The organism is Kitasatospora sp. NPDC059973, from assembly GCF_042737525.1.
GTDB lineage: Bacteria > Actinomycetota > Actinomycetes > Streptomycetales > Streptomycetaceae > Kitasatospora.
The window spans coordinates 53,357-70,738 of sequence record NZ_JBHWUI010000022.1 but is presented as its reverse complement, the minus strand read 5'-3'; the positions used below and the strand labels follow the sequence as shown (position 1 = coordinate 70,738).

At 73.6% G+C, this 17,382-nt stretch carries 13 protein-coding genes; 7 read left to right on the top strand and 6 right to left on the bottom strand.

Translation table 11 applies throughout. The features are described from left to right. Positions 1 to 286 precede the first annotated feature (286 nt). Positions 287 to 1,000 (top strand): prepilin peptidase, encoded by a 714-nt coding sequence (locus ACFWA9_RS09050; RefSeq protein ID WP_380384780.1) that lies wholly within the window; start codon positions 287 to 289, stop codon positions 998 to 1,000. A gap of 101 nt (positions 1,001 to 1,101) precedes the next feature. Here the strand turns inward: ACFWA9_RS09050 and ACFWA9_RS09045 are convergent, their stop codons facing one another. Further along, on the bottom strand, positions 1,102 to 2,712 hold the full coding sequence (locus tag ACFWA9_RS09045) for a chitinase (protein ID WP_380384777.1): 1,611 nt from the start codon (positions 2,710 to 2,712) through the stop codon (positions 1,102 to 1,104). A gap of 522 nt (positions 2,713 to 3,234) precedes the next feature. Between ACFWA9_RS09045 and ACFWA9_RS09040 the strand changes: the two genes are divergently transcribed. The 4 genes from ACFWA9_RS09040 to ACFWA9_RS09025 all read left to right on the top strand — a co-directional run bounded on the left by ACFWA9_RS09040 (position 3,235) and on the right by ACFWA9_RS09025 (position 8,786). Further along, positions 3,235 to 4,029 carry an isoprenyl transferase gene (locus tag ACFWA9_RS09040; RefSeq protein WP_329489398.1) on the top strand — a complete coding sequence of 265 codons (795 nt, stop codon included), beginning with the start codon at positions 3,235 to 3,237 and terminating at the stop codon, positions 4,027 to 4,029. A gap of 225 nt (positions 4,030 to 4,254) precedes the next feature. Further along, positions 4,255 to 5,589, top strand: coding sequence for a PhoH family protein (locus ACFWA9_RS09035; RefSeq protein WP_329489399.1), 1,335 nt, complete (start codon positions 4,255 to 4,257; stop codon positions 5,587 to 5,589). A 430-nt stretch (positions 5,590 to 6,019) separates the two neighbouring features. Further along, positions 6,020 to 6,778, top strand: coding sequence for a transglycosylase SLT domain-containing protein (locus tag ACFWA9_RS09030; RefSeq protein WP_352289963.1), 759 nt, complete (start codon positions 6,020 to 6,022; stop codon positions 6,776 to 6,778). Positions 6,779 to 7,304: 526 nt separating this feature from the next. Next, on the top strand, positions 7,305 to 8,786 hold the full coding sequence (locus ACFWA9_RS09025; protein WP_380384772.1) for an AI-2E family transporter: 1,482 nt from the start codon (positions 7,305 to 7,307) through the stop codon (positions 8,784 to 8,786). Positions 8,787 to 8,858: 72 nt separating this feature from the next. On the opposite strand, the gene ACFWA9_RS09020 is transcribed toward ACFWA9_RS09025, so the two are convergent. Beyond that, positions 8,859 to 9,401, bottom strand: coding sequence for an alkyl hydroperoxide reductase (locus tag ACFWA9_RS09020; RefSeq protein ID WP_329489402.1), 543 nt, complete (start codon positions 9,399 to 9,401; stop codon positions 8,859 to 8,861). 5 nt (positions 9,402 to 9,406) lie between these two features. Next, the gene (locus tag ACFWA9_RS09015) at positions 9,407 to 9,958 is read right to left on the bottom strand and encodes a peroxiredoxin (RefSeq protein WP_329489403.1); all 552 of its coding nucleotides are present in this window, start codon (positions 9,956 to 9,958) and stop codon (positions 9,407 to 9,409) included. A gap of 228 nt (positions 9,959 to 10,186) precedes the next feature. Between ACFWA9_RS09015 and ACFWA9_RS09010 the strand changes: the two genes are divergently transcribed. Beyond that, positions 10,187 to 11,098 (top strand): LysR substrate-binding domain-containing protein, encoded by a 912-nt coding sequence (locus ACFWA9_RS09010; RefSeq protein WP_352289967.1) that lies wholly within the window; start codon positions 10,187 to 10,189, stop codon positions 11,096 to 11,098. Positions 11,099 to 11,167: 69 nt separating this feature from the next. On the opposite strand, the gene ACFWA9_RS09005 is transcribed toward ACFWA9_RS09010, so the two are convergent. Next, the gene (locus ACFWA9_RS09005) at positions 11,168 to 11,794 is read right to left on the bottom strand and encodes a TetR/AcrR family transcriptional regulator (protein WP_329489405.1); all 627 of its coding nucleotides are present in this window, start codon (positions 11,792 to 11,794) and stop codon (positions 11,168 to 11,170) included. Positions 11,795 to 11,949: 155 nt separating this feature from the next. Here ACFWA9_RS09005 and ACFWA9_RS09000 point away from each other — a divergent pair, with 155 nt between their 5' ends. Next, on the top strand, positions 11,950 to 14,181 hold the full coding sequence (locus tag ACFWA9_RS09000; RefSeq protein ID WP_380384767.1) for an MMPL family transporter: 2,232 nt from the start codon (positions 11,950 to 11,952) through the stop codon (positions 14,179 to 14,181). Between the two features lie 63 nt (positions 14,182 to 14,244). Here ACFWA9_RS09000 and ACFWA9_RS08995 read toward each other — a convergent pair whose 3' ends face one another. Continuing rightward, entirely contained in the window at positions 14,245 to 16,092 is a 1,848-nt protein-coding gene (locus tag ACFWA9_RS08995; protein WP_352289970.1) for a SpoIIE family protein phosphatase, read from the bottom strand. A 79-nt stretch (positions 16,093 to 16,171) separates the two neighbouring features. Continuing rightward, positions 16,172 to 16,939, bottom strand: a complete 768-nt coding sequence (locus ACFWA9_RS08990) for a class I SAM-dependent methyltransferase (RefSeq protein WP_380384764.1) — start codon at positions 16,937 to 16,939, stop codon at positions 16,172 to 16,174. Between the last annotated feature and the right edge of the window lie 443 nt (positions 16,940 to 17,382).

Genomic DNA, 17,382 nt, shown 5'->3' with positions numbered 1-17,382 from the left:
GGTGGCGGCGGCGCTCGCGCCCGCGGCGCCCGCCGCGCCCGCGGCCGGGTCCTCGTTCTCCGGCCCGCAGGCGGTCAGCAGCAGCGCCAGCGCGGCGAGCGGGACGGCGGCGCGCAGCGCGTTCTGAGTGTTGGTCACAGTGGTTCCCCGTGGATGATGTGGTCGGTGCGGCGCCGGAATGCGGATGTGGCGCCGCGAGGTCGGACGCCGGCGAGTGCCGGGCGGTTCCCGGGGAACCGTACCGGTGCCCGGGGACAGTGACCGACGGTGGACGAGAGGGGGCGCCGTGATCGCGGCCGTGCTCGGGGCGGTGCTGGGCGGCCTGCTGGTGGCGCCCGCGCTGCGGGGTCTGGTGGTGCGTTACGCCGTGCCGGAGGGCGGGCCGTGGTGCACCCGGTGCCCGGCGTGCGAGCGGCGGTTGCGCGGTCTGCCGCCCGGCGGGCGCTGCCCGGGCTGCCGGGAGCGGCTGGGGCCGGGGGCCTGGCAGGTGGAGGTGGTGACCGTCGGGGTGGCGGCGGCCGCGCTGTCGGCGGCGCACCCGGCCGACGCGGTGCTGCTGCTCTGGGCGGCCGGCCCGGGCGTGGTGCTCGGCTTCACCGACGCCCGGGTGCGGCGGCTGCCGTACCCGCTGAGCTGGGCGCTGGCGGCCGGCCTGGCCGCGCTGCTGGTGGTGGTGGAGCTGGCGGCCGGCAGTCCGGGTGTGCTGCTGCGCTGTCTGCTGGTGGCGCTCGCGGCCGCCGCGCTGTTCGAACTGCCCGGCTGGATCGGTCTGATGGGCCCGGGGGACACCGTGCTGGCGCTCGGCCTGGGCGCGCTGCTCGGCCGGTACGGCTGGTCGGCCGCGTTCACCGGACTCTTCGCGGCCTCGGTGCTGGCCGGCCTCTGGGCGGTGGTCCGGGCGGTGGCGGCCCTGGCGCGGCGGCGGCCGGTGCGCGGGCTGGAGCTGCCGATGGGCCCGTTCCTGCTGCTCGGCACCCTGGCCGCGGTCCTGCTGCAGTAGGAGGAGGGGGGACGAGCGGGGCCCGCCGTACCGGTCCGGTACGACGGGCCCCGCCGTCGGCGCGCGAGCCCCACCCTCAAGGAGCGGCGCGCCGGGGGGAGTTACGGCATCTGGTGGACGAACGGGCCGACCGCGTTGGAGAAGGCGTTCCCGTTGTTGGCGTCCCAGTTGGTGGACCAGGTCATCGCGCCGCGGATGGTGGGCCACTTGGCCGGCGGGACGAAGCTGCCGCAGTTCTTGCCGGTGGCCAGGCAGTCCAGCGCGTTGTTCACCACGGCCGGCGAGACGTAGCCGCCGCCGGCCGCCTTGCTGGAGGCCGGGACGCCGATGCCGACCTGGTCGGGCCGCAGGCCGCCCTGGATCTGGGTGCAGACCTGCGCGGTGATGAAGTCGATGGTGCCCTGGTTGTAGACCTTGCCGTCGCAGCCGTTCATGCCGCCCGAGTTGTAGAACTGGGTGTTGACGACGGTCAGGATGTCCTTGGTGTTCAGCGCCAGCTGGAAGTAGGCACCGGCGGTGCTGTACATCCCGATGGTCTCCGGGGCCATCGTCAGGATGAAGTTCGAGCCGACCTTGGCCTGCAGGCTGTGCAGCGCGTTCCCGAGGTAGGTCGGGTTGACGCCGTTCTCCAGGTCGACGTCGATGCCGTCGAAGCCGTAGTCCTTGATGATCGCGTAGGCGCTGTCGGTGAACGCGGCCGCCGCGGCGGCGTCACCCACGCTGATCGCGCCGTTCTGGCCGCCGATCGAGAGGACGACCTTCTTGCCGGCCGCCTGCTTGGCCTTCAGGTCGGCGCGGAACTGCGCGTCGGTGTAGCCGCCGAGGGCCTTGGCGAGCCCCGGGTCGAGGGTGAAGCTGATCGCCCCGCCCCTGGTCGGCACGGCGTCGGCGAAGGAGACCGCGATGATGTCGTAGGCGCTCTGGACGTCGCTCAGCTTCTGGACGGTCGCGCCGTTGTCGAAGTTGTGCCAGTAGCCGGTGACCACGTGCTTCGGCAGGCCGGTGACCGGCGGGGCGGTGGTGGTCGCGGTCGCCGTGGGGGTCGGCGTGGCGGTCTGGGTCGGGGTGGCGGTCGCCGTGGGGGTGGCGGTCGCGGTCGGCGTCGCGGTGGCCGTGGGCGACGCGGTGGCGGTCGGCGTCGCGGTGGGCGTCGCGGTCGGGCTCGGCGTGGAGGTGCCGCCGGGGCCGCTCAGCGTGATGTCGTCCGCGAGGTAGGCGCTCTGGCCGTACCAGCCGTGCACGAACAGCGTGACGTTCTTGACGTTCGCGCCGGTGGTGAAGGTGGAGGAGAGCTGGTTCCAGCTGTTCTGGTTGGACCAGCTGCTCGGGTCGGTGCCGCCGGTGCCGCGCGCGCCGAGGTAGACGTACGGGCCCTGGACCCAGGCGCTCAGGGTGTAGCTGGTGTTGGGCAGCACGCTGATGGTCTGGGTGCACTCGGCGGTGTCCCCGGCGCCCGGCGTGGCCTGCAGCGCGCCGGTGCCGGAGTGGACCGGCGTGGAGACGGTGCCCGCGGCGCCGGTACAGACCCACCCGGCGGTCGAACCGGAGTCGAAGCCGCCGTTGGAGACCAGGTTGCCGGCGGCCGCGCTGGCGCCGCCGGCGAAGAGGGCGAGGCCGCTGCCGGCGAGGGCGAGGGCGGTGGCACCGGCGGCGAGGGCCGGAAGGGTGCTGCGCCGGCGCTTGTGCGCGGGCTGGTTCAGCGTACGGGCCATGGAGGTGCGCTCCTGGGGGAGGAGCGGCCGCCGCGGTGGGGGGCGCGGCGGCCGCGTGTGGGGGAGGGCTCCCGCCGGGCCGACGAGCGTGCCCGGGCCGAGGACGACGGACGGTCGGCGGTGTGGGAGCACCGGAGCGAGGAGCGTCGTGTTCGGTTCGGGAACGCCCGGGGGCGAGGAGGGAATTGCGTCCGCAGTACTGCCTCGGATGGGGCGGCGGTGGTGCGTGTTCCGCCCTGGGTCACAAGCTGGACTAGACCATTGGTGGTCGTCAAGCATTGAACCGTCGGCTTACGGATTCTTTAAGGAACCGGATACCGTTCCGTATCCGGAGCCCCGGGAGCCACCGGGCGTTCGCGCGGGTGTGTTCCGGCCACTCCCGCCCCACGGCCCCCGACGCGCTCCGCACAGGACTGTGACCGGACTGCTACCTGCGGCTTTACCCACTGCCTCCGGGCGGGAGTAGGCTGCGCCGGGGGTTGTGACGTCCCCCGGTGAATGAGTACGGAGGGGCCGAAAACCATGGGTCTGCGCGATGTCGTCGAACGCACGCCGGGTCTGCGCACCCTGCTGGACGGTATGTACGGCCTCTACGGTCGCCGGGTCGAGGTGCACCTCGCCCGGACCCCCCATCACATCGGCGTGATCCTCGACGGCAACCGCCGCTGGGCCAAGGCGACCGGCGGCTCCACCGCCTACGGCCACCAGCGCGGCGCCGACAAGATCAGCGAGTTCCTCGGCTGGTGCGACGAGACCCACGTCAAGGTCGTCACGCTCTGGATGCTCTCCACCGACAACCTCTCCCGGCCGGCCGACGAGCTCGTCCCGCTGCTCGGGATCATCGAGGACGCCGTCACCGGCCTGGCCGCCGCCCGCCGCTGGCGGGTCAACCCGGTCGGCGCGCTGGACCTGCTCCCGCAGCACACCGCGGACGTGCTCAAGCGGGCCGCCGACGAGACCGCCGGGATCGACGGGATCACCGTGAACGTCGCCGTCGGGTACGGCGGCCGGCACGAGATCGCCGACGCCGTCCGCTCGCTGCTCCAGGAGCACGCCGGGCGCGGCACCTCGATCGAGGAACTGGCCGAAATCCTCGACGTCGAGCACATCGCCGAGCACCTCTACACCAAGGGCCAGCCCGACCCGGACCTGGTCATCCGCACCTCGGGCGAGCAGCGGCTCTCCGGCTTCCTGCTCTGGCAGAGCGCGCACAGCGAGTTCTACTTCTGCGAGGCCTACTGGCCCGCCTTCCGGAAGGTCGACTTCCTCCGGGCACTGCGCGCGTACGAGGAGCGCCACCGGCGGATGGGGCTCTGACGCCCACCGGCCCCCACCCGCCCCCGCCGACCCCCCAGTAGGGCTGGAGTACCCGGCGGCGGCGCGAGGCCAAACGTTCACCGGCAATGATCCGTCAGTTCGCCGAGTGCGTGAATGCACCGCCCCTCGCCTGGGAATACTCCGAGCAGACCGGCCCCGAGGCCACCGGGGCAGCGGGGGCCGGCTTGCCGCGGATGACGCAGGGTCATCCGCTCTGGAGGCCTAGTGGTCAGTTCCAAGAGCCGCCGGACACCAGACCGGCGGACCTACGTTCTCGACACCAGCGTGCTTCTGGCGGACCCGCTCGCCATGACCCGCTTCGAGGAGCACGAGGTCGTCCTGCCGGTGGTCGTGGTCACCGAGCTGGAAGCCAAGCGGCACCACCCGGAGCTGGGCTACTTCGCCCGCCAGGCGCTGCGGCTGCTCGACGACTACCGCATCCGCTTCGGCCGGCTCGACGAGCCGATCCCGGTCGGGGAGCTCGGCGGCACCATCCGGGTCGAGCTGAACCACTCCGACCTGTCGATACTGCCGGTCGGCTACCGGTCCGCGGGCGGTGAGGCGGACAGCCGGATCCTGGCGGTGGCCCGCAACCTGCAGGCCGAGGGATACGACGTCACCGTCGTCTCCAAGGACCTGCCGCTGCGGATCAAGGCCAGTTCGGTCGGCCTGCTCGCCGAGGAGTACCGGGCCGAGCTGGCGATCACCTCCGGGTGGACCGGCATGGCCGAGCTGCACGTCCCCGCCGACCAGGTGGACGCGCTGTTCGCGGCCGGCCACGACGCCGCGGTGGACGTCGAGGGCGCGGCCGAGCTGCCCGTCCACACCGGACTGGTGCTCGGCTCCGAGCGCGGCCGGGCGCTGGGCCGGGTCACCGGCGACGGCCGGGTGCGGCTGGTGCGCGGCGAGCGCGAGGCCTTCGGGCTGCGCGGGCGCAGTGCCGAGCAGCGGGTGGCGCTGGACCTGCTGCTCGACCCGGAGGTGGGCATCGTCTCGATGGGCGGGCGGGCCGGTACCGGCAAGTCGGCGCTGGCGCTGTGCGCGGGGCTGGAGGCGGTGCTGGAGCGGGGGCAGCACCGCAAGGTGATGGTGTTCCGGCCGCTGTACGCGGTCGGCGGCCAGGAGCTCGGCTACCTGCCCGGGTCCGAGACGGAGAAGATGAGCCCCTGGGCGCAGGCGGTCTTCGACACCCTCTCGGCCGTGACCACCCCGGACGTCATCGAGGAGGTGATCTCCCGGGGCATGCTGGAGGTCCTGCCGCTGACCCACATCCGGGGGCGTTCGCTGCACGACGCCTTCGTGATCGTGGACGAGGCGCAGTCGCTGGAGCGCAACGTCCTGCTGACGGTGCTCTCCCGGATCGGCCAGGGCTCCCGGGTGGTGCTGACCCACGACGTGGCGCAGCGCGACAACCTGCGGGTCGGCCGCTACGACGGCGTCGTCGCGGTGGTCGAGAAGCTGAAGGGGCATCCGCTGTTCGCCCACATCACCCTCACCCGCTCCGAGCGCTCCCCGATCGCGGCGCTGGTCACGGAGATGCTGGAGGACATCAACCCGTGATTCGCCCGCACTAGGGCATAGTCGGACAATACGGTCAACTCCGGGCGTGGGGCCCGCTCCTGACGGGAGCGGGCCCCGTCCCTTTCATCACATCGAGTGCTTTCTGTCCGGAGAACTCCAGTGCGGTGAATGTGAGATGCGCCACGCAACAGGGAATTGCGTCGACAGTGCCCGGTGCGGCATGGTGAGGGTTCTGTCAGGCCCCGCGTACGGCATGACAGGGCCCCCGGGAGACCGTGGGCCCGGTCCGGACGGTCCGCCAACTCCGGTAGGTGGACGCACAATTGAACACCGATGAGCCGTACGCCGCCCGATCGCAACGCCCGGTCGCCCACCGCTTCCGGACGCCGGGTCAGTACCTCCCGTGACCAGCACCGTACGGAGGGCAGCGCAAAGGGGCATCTTGCGCCCGTACGGTCACGCGTGGGCGATGCTGGAAGGAAACCATGTGACTCGGATCTCGGTCCGGGGAGTCGCTGTGGCCTCCGCCACCGCCGTCACCGCAGTCGGTGCCGTCGTGGGTATGGCCTCGGGCAGCGAGGGCAAGACGACGCAGACGGTCGATGTCGCCGGCGCGACCCTGCTTGCCGAAGTCCCCTCTGGCGCCCAGGCGCAGACCATCAGTGACAACATCGGCACGCAGGCCTCCGCCCAGCAGGCCGCCGCCGATGCGGCCGCGAAGGCCGCCGCGGAGCAGAAGGCCGCCGAGGAGGCAGCGCGCCAGCAGGCCGCCGCCGACGCGCAGGCCAAGGCTGACGCGCAGGCCAAGGCCGACGCGGAGAAGGCCGCCAAGGCGGCCGAGGAGAAGCGGAAGGCCGACGAGGCCGCCGCCAACCGCTCCAAGGCGCGCTCGGCGATGGCTGCCACCGACACGTCGGCCCCCCCGGTTTCGGTCAGCCCCGGTTCGGTCCAGGAGATCGCCCAGCAGATCGTCGGCAACGACGCTCAGTTCCAGTGCTTCAGTCAGATCGTGAAGCGCGAGAGCGGCTGGGACTACACCGCGACCAACAAGAGCTCCGGTGCGTACGGCCTGGTCCAGGCGCTGCCCGGCACCAAGATGGCCTCGGCCGGTGCCGACTGGCGCACCAACCCGGCCACCCAGATCAAGTGGGGCCTCAGCTACATGAACAGCCGCTACGGCAGCCCCTGTGGCGCCTGGTCCTTCTGGCAGTCGCACCACTGGTACTAGGAACCACCGGTACCCGCGGCACGCCGTACCACCTCGGCCCCCGACCGCTCTCCTGCGGTCGGGGGCCGAGGTGTGTGGTGGGCCGCCCCGCCGCCGTGGCCGCGCGCCGGGCGGGGCTGCCGCGCTGGACGGGCCGCCCCGCCCGGGCCGCGCTGACCAGTGCGCTCGCGGGCGGTGCGGGCCCGGGTGCGGACGCGGGGCGCGGGGAGGGGTCCTGGTTGCTCCCCGCACCGGCCGGTCCGCCGACAGATGGCTCCTGTACTCGTTCGGAGTCCTCCCCGTTGCGCGGTGCCTGAAACCACCCGGTCACCACCGGTTTGTCCGGATACGGACCGGCCGCCCGACCGGCCCGCGGGCGGCCGCGCGGCCGCCCGGCGCCCGTCGGTCTCCGCCGGCCGACCGGTCAACCGCCCCGCCAGGCGGACTCGTGCCGGGCCGGGCGGGTAGTTTCATCCCTGACGGCCGTGGCGCGACCCACGGCGTACCGCCGGCACGGCGGCCCAACGGGGGAGCGGTGGTAGCGAGGATGGCGCGGGGCGGGAAGGCCTTCAAGGCCGTGGCCAAGGGCATGGCCGTGGTGGCGAGCGCGGCCGCCGTGATCGAGCGGCGCCGGCGGGCCGCGATCGCGGCCGAGTACCACGAACCCCCGGACCCGCTGCCGGTACCGGAGCAGGTGCCGGCCCCGGCGCCCGCCGCCGTGGCCGCGGCACCGGCCCCGCTGCCGGCGCCGCGCGGGGAGCACGCCGAGGCGGCCCGGGGCCAGGCCCCGGCCGCGCCGGCGCCCACCCACGGCGCCTTCGGGCGCGAACTCCACCCCGGTCGGCCCGCCACCCCGGCCGAGGCGGTGCCCTGGGGCCTGCGGGTGGCGGCCGAGTCGACCTGGCGGCTGCTGCTGCTCGGCGCCGCGCTCTACGTCGTCTTCATGGTCGTCGACATGCTGCGGCTGGTGGCCTTCGCGGTGCTGGCCTCGCTGCTGATCTCCGCGCTGCTGGAGCCCACCGTCTCCTGGCTGCGCCGGCACGGCGTACCGCGGTCGCTGGCGGCCGGCGGGGTGTTCATGAGCGGTCTGGCCGGGATCGGCCTGGTCGGCTGGTTCGTGGTCTGGCAGGTGACCACCAACCTGTCCACCGTGACCACCAAGGTCCAGGACGGTGTGGCCACCCTCCGGGACTGGCTGATCACCGGGCCGCTGCACCTGACCCAGCAGCAGATCACCGACTTCGCGAACCAGATCACCAAGGCGATCAGCACCAACACCGAGCAGCTCACCTCGGTCGGCCTCACCGGTGCGCAGATCGCCGTCGAGGTGCTGACCGCCGTCCTGCTCGCCTTCTTCACCACCTTCTTCTTCCTCTACGACGGCGAGCGGATCTGGAACTGGGCGCTGCGCGGCCTGCCCCGGCACTCCCGCTACGCGATGGCCGGGGCCGGTCCGAAGGCCTGGGCCACGCTCACCGCGTACGTGCGCGGGACGGTCTGCGTGGCCTTCATCGACGCGGTCTGCATCGGCGTCGGCATCCAGATGCTCGGGGTGCCGATGGCGCTGCCGCTGGCGGTGATCATCTTCCTGGGGGCCTTCGTCCCGCTGGTCGGGGCGCTCGTCACCGGGACCGTCGCGGTGCTGATCGCGCTGGTCACCGAGGGGCCGTTCACCGCGCTGATGGTGCTGGTGGTGCTGATCGCCGTCCAGCAGATCGAGGGGCACGTGCTGCAGCCGCTGATCCTCGGCCGGGCCGTCCGGGTGCACCCGCTGGGCGTGGTGCTCGGGGTGGCCGCCGGCTCGATCATCGGCGGCATCGGCGGCGCCATCGTCGCGGTGCCGCTGATCGCGGTCACCAACACGGTGGTCGCCCACCTGCGCCGCCGCAACGAGGCCGGGCAGGCCGTCTTCACCGCGATGGAGGCCGCCCGTGAGGCGGCCGTCGCCCGGACGGCTGCCGCCACGTCCGCGACTGCCGCGGGCGCCACGGCGCCCAGTGGGACGGGTGCGCCGGTGAGCACCGAGTAGGCCCCGGCCCACCCGAACGCGCGAGGGCCCGCCGGACGGAAGTCCGGCGGGCCCTCGTGGTGTGGCGTGGGATCAGGCGTCGACGCCGGCCAGGGCGGCCTCGGAGTCGAGGACGCCGGCCACGGCCTGCAGCACGGCGGCGATCTTCACGGAGGCCTGGATGACCTCACGCGCGACACCGGCCTTGCTCAGCACGCCCTCGTGGGAGTCGAGGCACTGGCCGCAGCCGTTGATGGCCGAGACCGCGAAGCACCAGAGCTCGAAGTCGATCTTCTCGACGCCCGGAGTGCCGATGATGTTCATCCGCAGACCGGCCCGCATGCCGCTGTACTCCTTGTCGGAGAGCAGGTGCGTGGTCCGGTAGTAGACGTTGTTCATCCCCATGATCGCGGCCGCGCCCTTGGCGGCGTTGTACGCCTCCGGGGAGAGGTTGGCCTTGGCCTCGGGCTCCAGCGCACGCAGCACGGCGGGGCTGCGGGTGGCCATCGCGCAGGAGAGCACGGTGCCCCAGAGCTGCTGGGCGGGGAGGTCGGAGTTGCCGATGACCGCGCTCAGGTTGAGCTTGAGGTCCTTGGCGTAGTCCGGGAGGGCGGACTTCAGGTCGTCGAGAGCCATGTCGGTCAGCCCGCCAGCAGGGCCTGGGCGTCGAGGGTGTCCTCGCCCTTGGTCCAGTTGCACGGGCACAGCTCGTCGGTCTGCAGGGCGTCCAGCACCCGCAGGACCTCCTTGGGGTTACGGCCGACGGAGCCGGCGGTCACCATGACGAACTGGATCTCGTTGTTCGGGTCGACGATGAAGACCGCGCGCTGGGCGGTGCCGTCCGCGCCCTCGACGCCGCAGGCGCGCATCAGCTCGTGCTTGACGTCGGCCAGCATCGGGAAGGGCAGGTCGCGCAGGTCCTTGTGGTCCTTGCGCCAGGCGTGGTGCACGAACTCGGAGTCGCCGGAGACGCCGAGGATCTGGGCGTCGCGGTCCGCGAACTCCTCGTTCAGCTTGCCGAACGCGGCGATCTCGGTCGGGCAGACGAACGTGAAGTCCATCGGCCAGAAGAAAACGATCTTCCACTTGCCCTCGTAGGACTTGTGGTTGATCTCGGCGAAGGCGTTCGCGGCGTCCAGGTCGACGCAGGCGTTGAGTTCGAACTCGGGGAACTTGTCACCGATCGTGAGCACGTTCGCTTCTCCTGAAGTGATGAGGGGAGTTTGTCCGGATTGCGGAACGGCTTCCACGATTCCACATCGTGGACTGATCAGGGAAATAGCTACACTCGATGTGTCTGATCGGAGAGAGTTATCAATACCCCCACGCCCCCCTCCCGCCCCAGGCCCCGCAGGGGCACCACGCGCAAACCCGAGGCCGCTGTGGGGAGCGCCACACCCCGCGGCCCCCGCGCGCCCACCGTGGCCCAGCTCAAGGCCTTCGTGGCGGTGGCCGAGCACCGGCACTTCCGCGACGCGGCGGCCGCCACCGGGACCAGTCAGCCCGCCCTGTCGGGAGCGGTCGCGGCGCTGGAGGAGTCGCTGGGCGCGCAGCTCGTCGAGCGTACGACACGCAAAGTGATCGTCACTCCGCTGGGGGAGCGCGTGCTCGAACACTCGCGCCGGGTGCTCGCCTCCTTGCAGGCCCTGACCGAGGAGGTGGAGGCCGCCCGCCGGCCGTTCACCGGTCCGCTGCACCTCGGCGTCATCCCGACCGTCGCCCCCTACCTGCTGCCCACCGTGCTGCGGCTGGTCCGCGACCGCTATCCGGAGCTGGAACTGCACGTCCACGAGGAGCGCACGCCCTCGCTGCTGGAGGGGCTGGCCGCCGGCCGGCTGGACGTGCTGCTGCTCGCGCTCCCGGCCGGCGGGGCCTCGCCCACCCGGGACATCCCGCTGTTCGACGAGGACTTCGTGCTGGTCACCCCGCCCGGGCACCCGCTCGCCGGGCGGATCGACGTCCCGCGCGACGTGCTGCTCGACCTGGAGGTGCTGCTGCTGGAGGAGGGCCACTGCCTGCGTGACCAGGCCCTCGACATCTGCCGCGAGGTCGGCGCCGACCCCGGTGGCTCCACCACCCGGGCGGCCGGGCTCTCCACCCTGGTCCAGCTGGTGGCCGGCGGCCTCGGTGTCACCCTGCTGCCCACCACGGCCCTGGACGTCGAGGCGGGCCGGACCGACCGGCTGGCCGCCGTTCGCTTCGCCGCCCCGGCGCCCGGGCGCCGGATCGGGCTCGCCACCCGGCCGGGCTCGGCCCGCAGTGCGGAGTACGACCGGTTCGCGGCCTCGCTGCGCGAGGTGCTGGCGGAGCTGCCGGTCCGGATCGTCGAGTAGTCGGGCCGGGTCGCCGGGCCGGGCTGCCGGTCCGGCCCCGGGCGGCGCCCGCCCCGCACCCGCCCCGGGTCAGCCGGTCCGGGCCGCCGAGCCCAGGCAGAGCCCGACCGTGGTGGCGACCAGCAGATCCAGCGCCCGCAGCGCCTCGGCGTCCGGCTGCTCGCCGGTGCTGCGCAGCACCAGGTAGCGGTCGGTCAGCCCGTCGAAGCCGGTCAGGAAGTGCGTGGCGATGTCGCGCGCGGGCAGGGGCAGCTCCAGGCCGTGGGCGGCCGCGAGGGCGTCGAGCATCTGCGAGGCGGTGTCCTCGATCTCGTGCTGCAGCCCGCGCATGATCTCCTGGAGGTCGGGGTCGCGCAGCGCCAGCGCCGCGAACTCGTCCAGCAGGACGCAGCGCCCCTCCTCGCCGGTGGCACCCGCCCAGAGCGCGTGCACCATGGCCCGGATCTGCTCGCCGAAGGGGCCGTCGCCCGGTGCGGCGTCGCGCACCTGGCCCACGAACTCGGCCGTCAGCTGTTCGACCACGGCGCGGTAGAGGTCCTTCTTGGTGCCGAAGGTGTAGTGCACCGTCGCCTGTGCCACCCCGAGCTCGGCCGCGATCGCCCGGGTACTGCCGGCGGCGACGCCCTCGCGGGTCATCAGGTCGATGGCGGCCCGGACCAGTTGCGGGCGCCTTTCGGAGGCGGGGACATGTGCCATTGGGCCAGGGTAGCGCCACGGTCAAATAACTCGGTCGAGTGAATCTGTCGGTCGATTATGTCGGCCAACTTTGTCAGGTGACAAAGTTGGTCGTACGGTGGAGTCCGACCTGTTCGGGCACCCGCTCGCCGACCGACGTGATCGAGGGTTCACTCATGGCCACGTACCTGTACCGCCTGGGCCGCTACTGCTTCCGTCGCAGGCGCGCCGTGCTCGCCGTCTGGCTCGCCGTGCTGATCGCGGTCGGCGGGGCCACCGGGGCCTTCGCCGGCAAGACCAGCGACGAGTTCAAGGTGCCCGGCACCGAGGCGCAGAGCACCCTGGACCGCATCAAGGGCACCTTCCCGGAGCAGGGCCACGGCGCGGCCCAGGTGGTCTTCGGCGCCCCGGCGGCCGGCGGCATCACCACCGCGGAGGCGGCCGGGGCCGTCAGCGCGGCGGTCGGCCGGATCGCCGCCGTCCCCGGGGTCGCGGCGGTCCCCGACCCCTACGCCACCGGCGCGCTCTCCCCGGACGGCAGGGTCGCGCTGGCCCTGGTCTCCTTCGACCGCCCGCTCGCGGACGTCACCGACCAGCAGCGCGACGCGGTCCGGGCGGCCGCCGGCCCGGCCGGCGACGCCGGGCTGACGGTCGCCTTCGGCGGCGACGCCTACAACCGGATGGCGCAGGTCGACGGCGGTGAGGCGGTCGGCCTGATGGTGGCCGGCGTGGTCCTGGTGATCACCCTGGGCTCGCTGGTCGCCGCCGGGCTGCCGCTGCTGACCGCCCTGCTCGGGGTCGGGGTGGCGATGGCCGCGCTGCTGGCCCTCTCCGGCTCGTTCGAGATCATCACCACCGCGCCGGTGCTGGCCCTGATGGTCGGCCTCGCGGTCGGCATCGACTACGCCCTGTTCATCCTCTCCCGGCACCGCCGGCACCTCGCCGAGGGCCTGGAGCCGGAGGAGGCGGCGGCCCGCGCCAACGCCACGGCCGGCAGCGCGGTGGTCTTCGCCGGTCTGACCGTGGTGGTCGCGCTCGCCGGGCTCGCCGTCGCCGGGGTGCCGTTCCTGACCGTGATGGGCCTGTCCGCCTCCGGCGCCGTGGTGGTGGCGGTGCTCGTCGCGATCACCCTGCTGCCCGCGCTGCTCGGTTTCGCCGGCCGGGCCATCGACCGGCTGCCGGTCTGGCGGCGGGCGCTGAAGGCCCCCGGCCGGACGACCCTGGGCGAGCGGTGGGCGACCTTCGTGGTGCGCCGCCCGCTGGTCGTGCTGTTCACCGGGCTGGCCGCGCTGGGCGTCCTCGCGGTGCCGGCCGCGAGCCTCAGCCTCGGCCTGCCCGGCGGCGGCTCACAGGCCGCCGGCACCGACGCCCGTACCGCGTACGACCGGATCGGCGAGAGCTTCGGCCCCGGGTTCAACGCACCACTGGTGGTCGTCGTCGACGCCGGGGGCGCGGCGCGGCCGGAGCAGGCCGTCCAGGGCGTGGCCGCGAAGCTGGGCACCCTGGAGGGGGTGCGGACGCTGCTGCCGCCGACCGTCGACGGGCCGAGCGGCACGGCCCTGCTCACCGTCATCCCGACCACCGGCCCGGACCACGCCGACACCAGGAAGCTGGTCGGGGAGATCCGCGACCAGCGCGACGACCTGCGGGCCTCGACCGGCGCGCGGATCGACGTCACCGGCACCACGGCCGCCAACATCGACGTCTCCGCCAAGCTCGGCGACGCCCTGCCGCCCTTCGTGGCGGTGATCGGCGGCATCGCGCTGGTGCTGCTGGCGCTGGCCTTCCGTTCGGTCCTGGTGCCGCTGAAGGCGGTGGCCGGCTTCCTGCTCAGCATCTCGGCCTCGCTCGGCGCGGTGGTCGCCGTCTACCAGTGGGGCTGGCTGGACGGGCTGATCGACGTGCCGAAGGTGGGCCCGGTGGTGAGCTTCGTGCCGATCCTGCTGATCGCGGTGCTGTTCGGGCTGGCGATGGACTACGAGCTGTTCCTGGTCTCCGGGATGAAGGAGCACCACGTGCACGGCATGGCGCCCCGGGAGGCCGTGGTCGCCGGGGTGAAGAACGGCGCGCGGGTGGTCACGGCGGCCGCCCTGATCATGGTCGCGGTCTTCGGCAGCTTCGTCTTCGGCCACGACCCGATCGTCCAGCCGATCGGCTTCGCGCTGGCGGTGGGCGTGCTGGTGGACGCCTTCGTGGTGCGGATGGCCCTGGTGCCGGCCGCGATGACGCTGTTCGGCAGGGCGGCCTGGTGGTTCCCGAAGAGCCTGGAGAAGGTGGTGCCGCGGGTGGACATGGAGGGCGAGCAGCTGATGGCCCGGCTGGAGTCGGAGCGGGCCGCGCCCGAGGGCACGACCGGGGCCGGGGGCGCCGAGGAGAGCGGCGCGGCGAAGGAGCCGCAGCGGGTCTGACGGGCCCGTCCCGGAGGGCGTCCGGCCACTACGGCCGGGCGCCCTCCGGCGTACCCGGAGGGCCTACGGCAGCCGCTGTTCGAACCAGACGACCTTGCCGGTGCCCAGGCGGGTGGCGCCCCAGCGCTCGGCGCACCTGGCCACTATCTGCAGCCCGCGCCCGCGTTCGTCCTCCGGTCCGGTGCGCCGCGGTCGGGGCAGCAGCGGGCTGTCGTCGCCGACCTCGCAGCGCAGCCGGGAGGTGCGGACCAGGCTCAGGGTGACCGGGCGGGTGGCGTGCTGAACGGCGTTGGTGACCAGCTCGCTGACCATCAACTCGGTTGCCTCGCTGAGCTCTTCGAGCCCCCAGCGGCGCAGTGTGTGGGCGGCCAGCCGGCGGGCCCGGCCGGGCGTCTCGTTGCGCGGCTGGAGGTACCAGTGCGCGACGTCCCCGGCCGGAATGCCGTCGAAGCAGGCGGCCAGCAGCGCGATGTCGTCACCGCGGTCGCCCGGCGGCAGGATCCGCAGCGCCTCCTGGCAGAGCTGCTCGGGGGTGTGCCGCTGGGTGGCGGCCAGCCGGGCCCGGAGCAGCTCCAGTCCGTCGCTGAGCGGGCGGGTGCGGGTCTCCACCAGGCCGTCGGTGAAGAGCAGCAGGGAGGAGCCGGGCGGGGCGGGCAGCTCGACGGAGTTGAAGTCGACCCCGCCGACGCCGATCGGCGCGCCCGAGTCCAGCTCCAGCAGCTCGGCCGTGCCGTCCGGCCCGACGAGCACCGGCGGGACGTGCCCCGCGTTGGCGAGCACCACGCGGTTGGCGATCGGGTCGTAGACCGCGTACACGCAGGTGGCCAGGTGCTGTTCGCGGCCGAGCCGCTGGGCCTGTTCGTCCAGGTGGTAGAGCACCTCGTGCGGGGGCAGGTCGAGCGCGGCCAGGGTCTGGGCGCTGGTGCGGAGCTGGCCCATGATGGCGGCCGAGGTCAGCGAGTGGCCCATCACGTCGCCGACGATCAGCGCCACCCGGTTCCCGGGCAGCGGGACGGCGTCGTACCAGTCCCCGCCGACCTGCGCGCCGCGCTCGCCGGGCAGGTAGCGCTGGGCGAGCCGGACGCCGTGCGGCTGGGGCAGGCGCAGCGGCAGCATGCTGCGCTGGAGCTCGTTGGCTATCTCCCACTCGCGGGCGTACCGCAGGGCGGTGTCCACGGCGAGCCCGGCCTGGGTGGCGAGGTGGGCGGCGGTGGCGGTGTCGGTGGCGTCGAAACTGGGGCGGCCGGTCTTCTCGGGCGGCCGGCGGATCAGCACCAGCAGGCCGAGGACGGCCTTGCGCCCGCGCAGCGGCAGGGCGAGCACCGAGGAGCCCGGGCCGAGCCGGGCCAGCCCGCGCGGGCCGTACAGCTCGCGCAGCAGCTCGGTGGTCCGGTCGGGGCCGGCGGCCGGGGAGCCGGCCGCCCCGAGGACGGCGGCCTCGGCGGGGCGGCGGCTCAGCAGGGTGTGCGCGAGCGCCCCGCCCCGGGTGACCGGGGTGGCGGGCCCGGTGTCGGCGGTCGAGCGCGAGCCGTACCGGGTGCCGTAGCGGGAGCCGCGGTGGTCGGAGCCGGTGGTCGGCCGGCCGCGGCGGCCGAGCCGGGTGCCGAGGCTGTGGTGGATCCGCAGGTCGTCGGGGAAGCCGGGTTCGCGCTCGACGTTCGGCAGCGGGTCGCGCAGGTGCACGACGGCGGCGTCGGCGAGGGTCGGTACGAGGACGCGGCAGATGTTGCGCAGCGTCGCGGCCAGGTCCAGGGCGCTGTTGATCCGCCGGGTCGCGGAGTCCAGGTAGGCGAGCCGCTCGGCGACCTGTCCGGTGGCGCTCGGCCCGCTCCCCTCCGGGGCCGGTGGCGTGCGGCGCGGGCCCGGGAGGGCAGGCGGCTGTCCGGCCTCGGGTTTGAGCTGGTCGCGCACGGCTGCCTGTCCTGGGATTGATGGGGAGTGGTGGCTCTGCTGGTCCGGCGGTCGGTCGGTGGGGCGGTGTGGCGAACGGTCAGCCGACGCGTCGGCAGCGGAGGAACAGCTGCTCCTCCGGCGGCAGCGAGGTGCTGGCCGGCGCGTACGGATGCCCCGACTGCTCCTCGACCGCGAACCCGGCCTCCACCAGGACCCGTTCCAGATCCTCCCGCAGATACCCGCTGATCCGCAGCTCCCGTCCGAGGAACGGCAGTGGAACGTGATCCAGGTCCGCCTCGACCATACCGAGCGCCAGCAGACCGCCGGGCCGCAGGAGCGCGCGCAGCCGGGTCAGCACGGTGGGGATCTCCTCCTGGGGGAGGAGGATGAGGGAGAAGAAGGCGGTGACGGCGTCGAAGGTGCCGCGGCCCCGCGGGCCCAGGGCCGGGAGGTTCCAGGCCCGGTCGGCGCGCCGGGTGGCCAGGTCGTACATGTCGATGCGGTGGAAGGCGGGGGCGAACGGCCCGTTCGGCGCCGCCGCGCGGGCCAGGGTGAGCATGACGTCCGAAAGGTCTATACCGGTGACGCGCATCCCGGCGGCGGTCAGCTGTCGGACGGTCGGGTCGCCGGTGCCGCAGCCGATGTCCAGCACGGCGGCGCCCGGTTCGAGCCGGGCCAGCAGCCGGCGGCCGCAGGCGAGCTGGCCGCGCTTGGCGGGGAAGGCCTCTCCGTAGCCGGCGCCGATGGTGTCGAAGGCGACGGCCTGCAGGGCCCGCTCGGCACGGCGGCGCAGGACGTCGGGACCGTCGTCGCCGTCCGCGTCCTCGTCGAGGGGGGACGGGTCGGATATCTGTCCGGTCGTCACGATTGAGAGGCACCTTTCCACCCGGGCCTCCGGTCGGCCGGACGAGGCCGGCCCGCCGTCCTGCCGGCGCCCGCGTTGCCCCGCCGGCCCGCTGCCGGTGGCGGTACGTCACGCTCCCCGCGTCACACTGACTGCACGCTGACACTTTGCACAGGGACACTCTGCACCGCGGGAGCGCCGCCGCGCTGCCGTTTCCGGACGATCCGCCGGACGGGTGCCGTCATGTCTGTACTGGCATCTGAGAATATGCGTGATCACTGCGCCGTGGGGTCCCTTTCCGGCCAACTCGTGACGGTTGGGGTGCTGTGGCCCGGCTTGCGGAAGCACGGGGGGTGCGGGCCGGGGTGGTGCGGTCGGCCGCCGCACGCCGCGGGGCCCGTCGGAGCACGCCCCCGACCTGCGGATCCGCCCGCGTCCGGGGCCGGCAGGGCGACGTTTATCGA

Coding starts and splice junctions, on each gene's coding strand:
- ACFWA9_RS09045 (WP_380384777.1), bottom strand. CDS start 2,712: ATGGCCCGTACGCTGAACCAGCCCGCGCACAAGCGCCGGCGCAGCACC.
- ACFWA9_RS09040 (WP_329489398.1), top strand. CDS start 3,235: ATGGGTCTGCGCGATGTCGTCGAACGCACGCCGGGTCTGCGCACCCTG.
- ACFWA9_RS09030 (WP_352289963.1), top strand. CDS start 6,020: ATGCTGGAAGGAAACCATGTGACTCGGATCTCGGTCCGGGGAGTCGCT.
- ACFWA9_RS09025 (WP_380384772.1), top strand. CDS start 7,305: ATGGCGCGGGGCGGGAAGGCCTTCAAGGCCGTGGCCAAGGGCATGGCC.
- ACFWA9_RS09020 (WP_329489402.1), bottom strand. CDS start 9,401: ATGGCTCTCGACGACCTGAAGTCCGCCCTCCCGGACTACGCCAAGGAC.
- ACFWA9_RS09005 (WP_329489405.1), bottom strand. CDS start 11,794: ATGGCACATGTCCCCGCCTCCGAAAGGCGCCCGCAACTGGTCCGGGCC.
- ACFWA9_RS09000 (WP_380384767.1), top strand. CDS start 11,950: ATGGCCACGTACCTGTACCGCCTGGGCCGCTACTGCTTCCGTCGCAGG.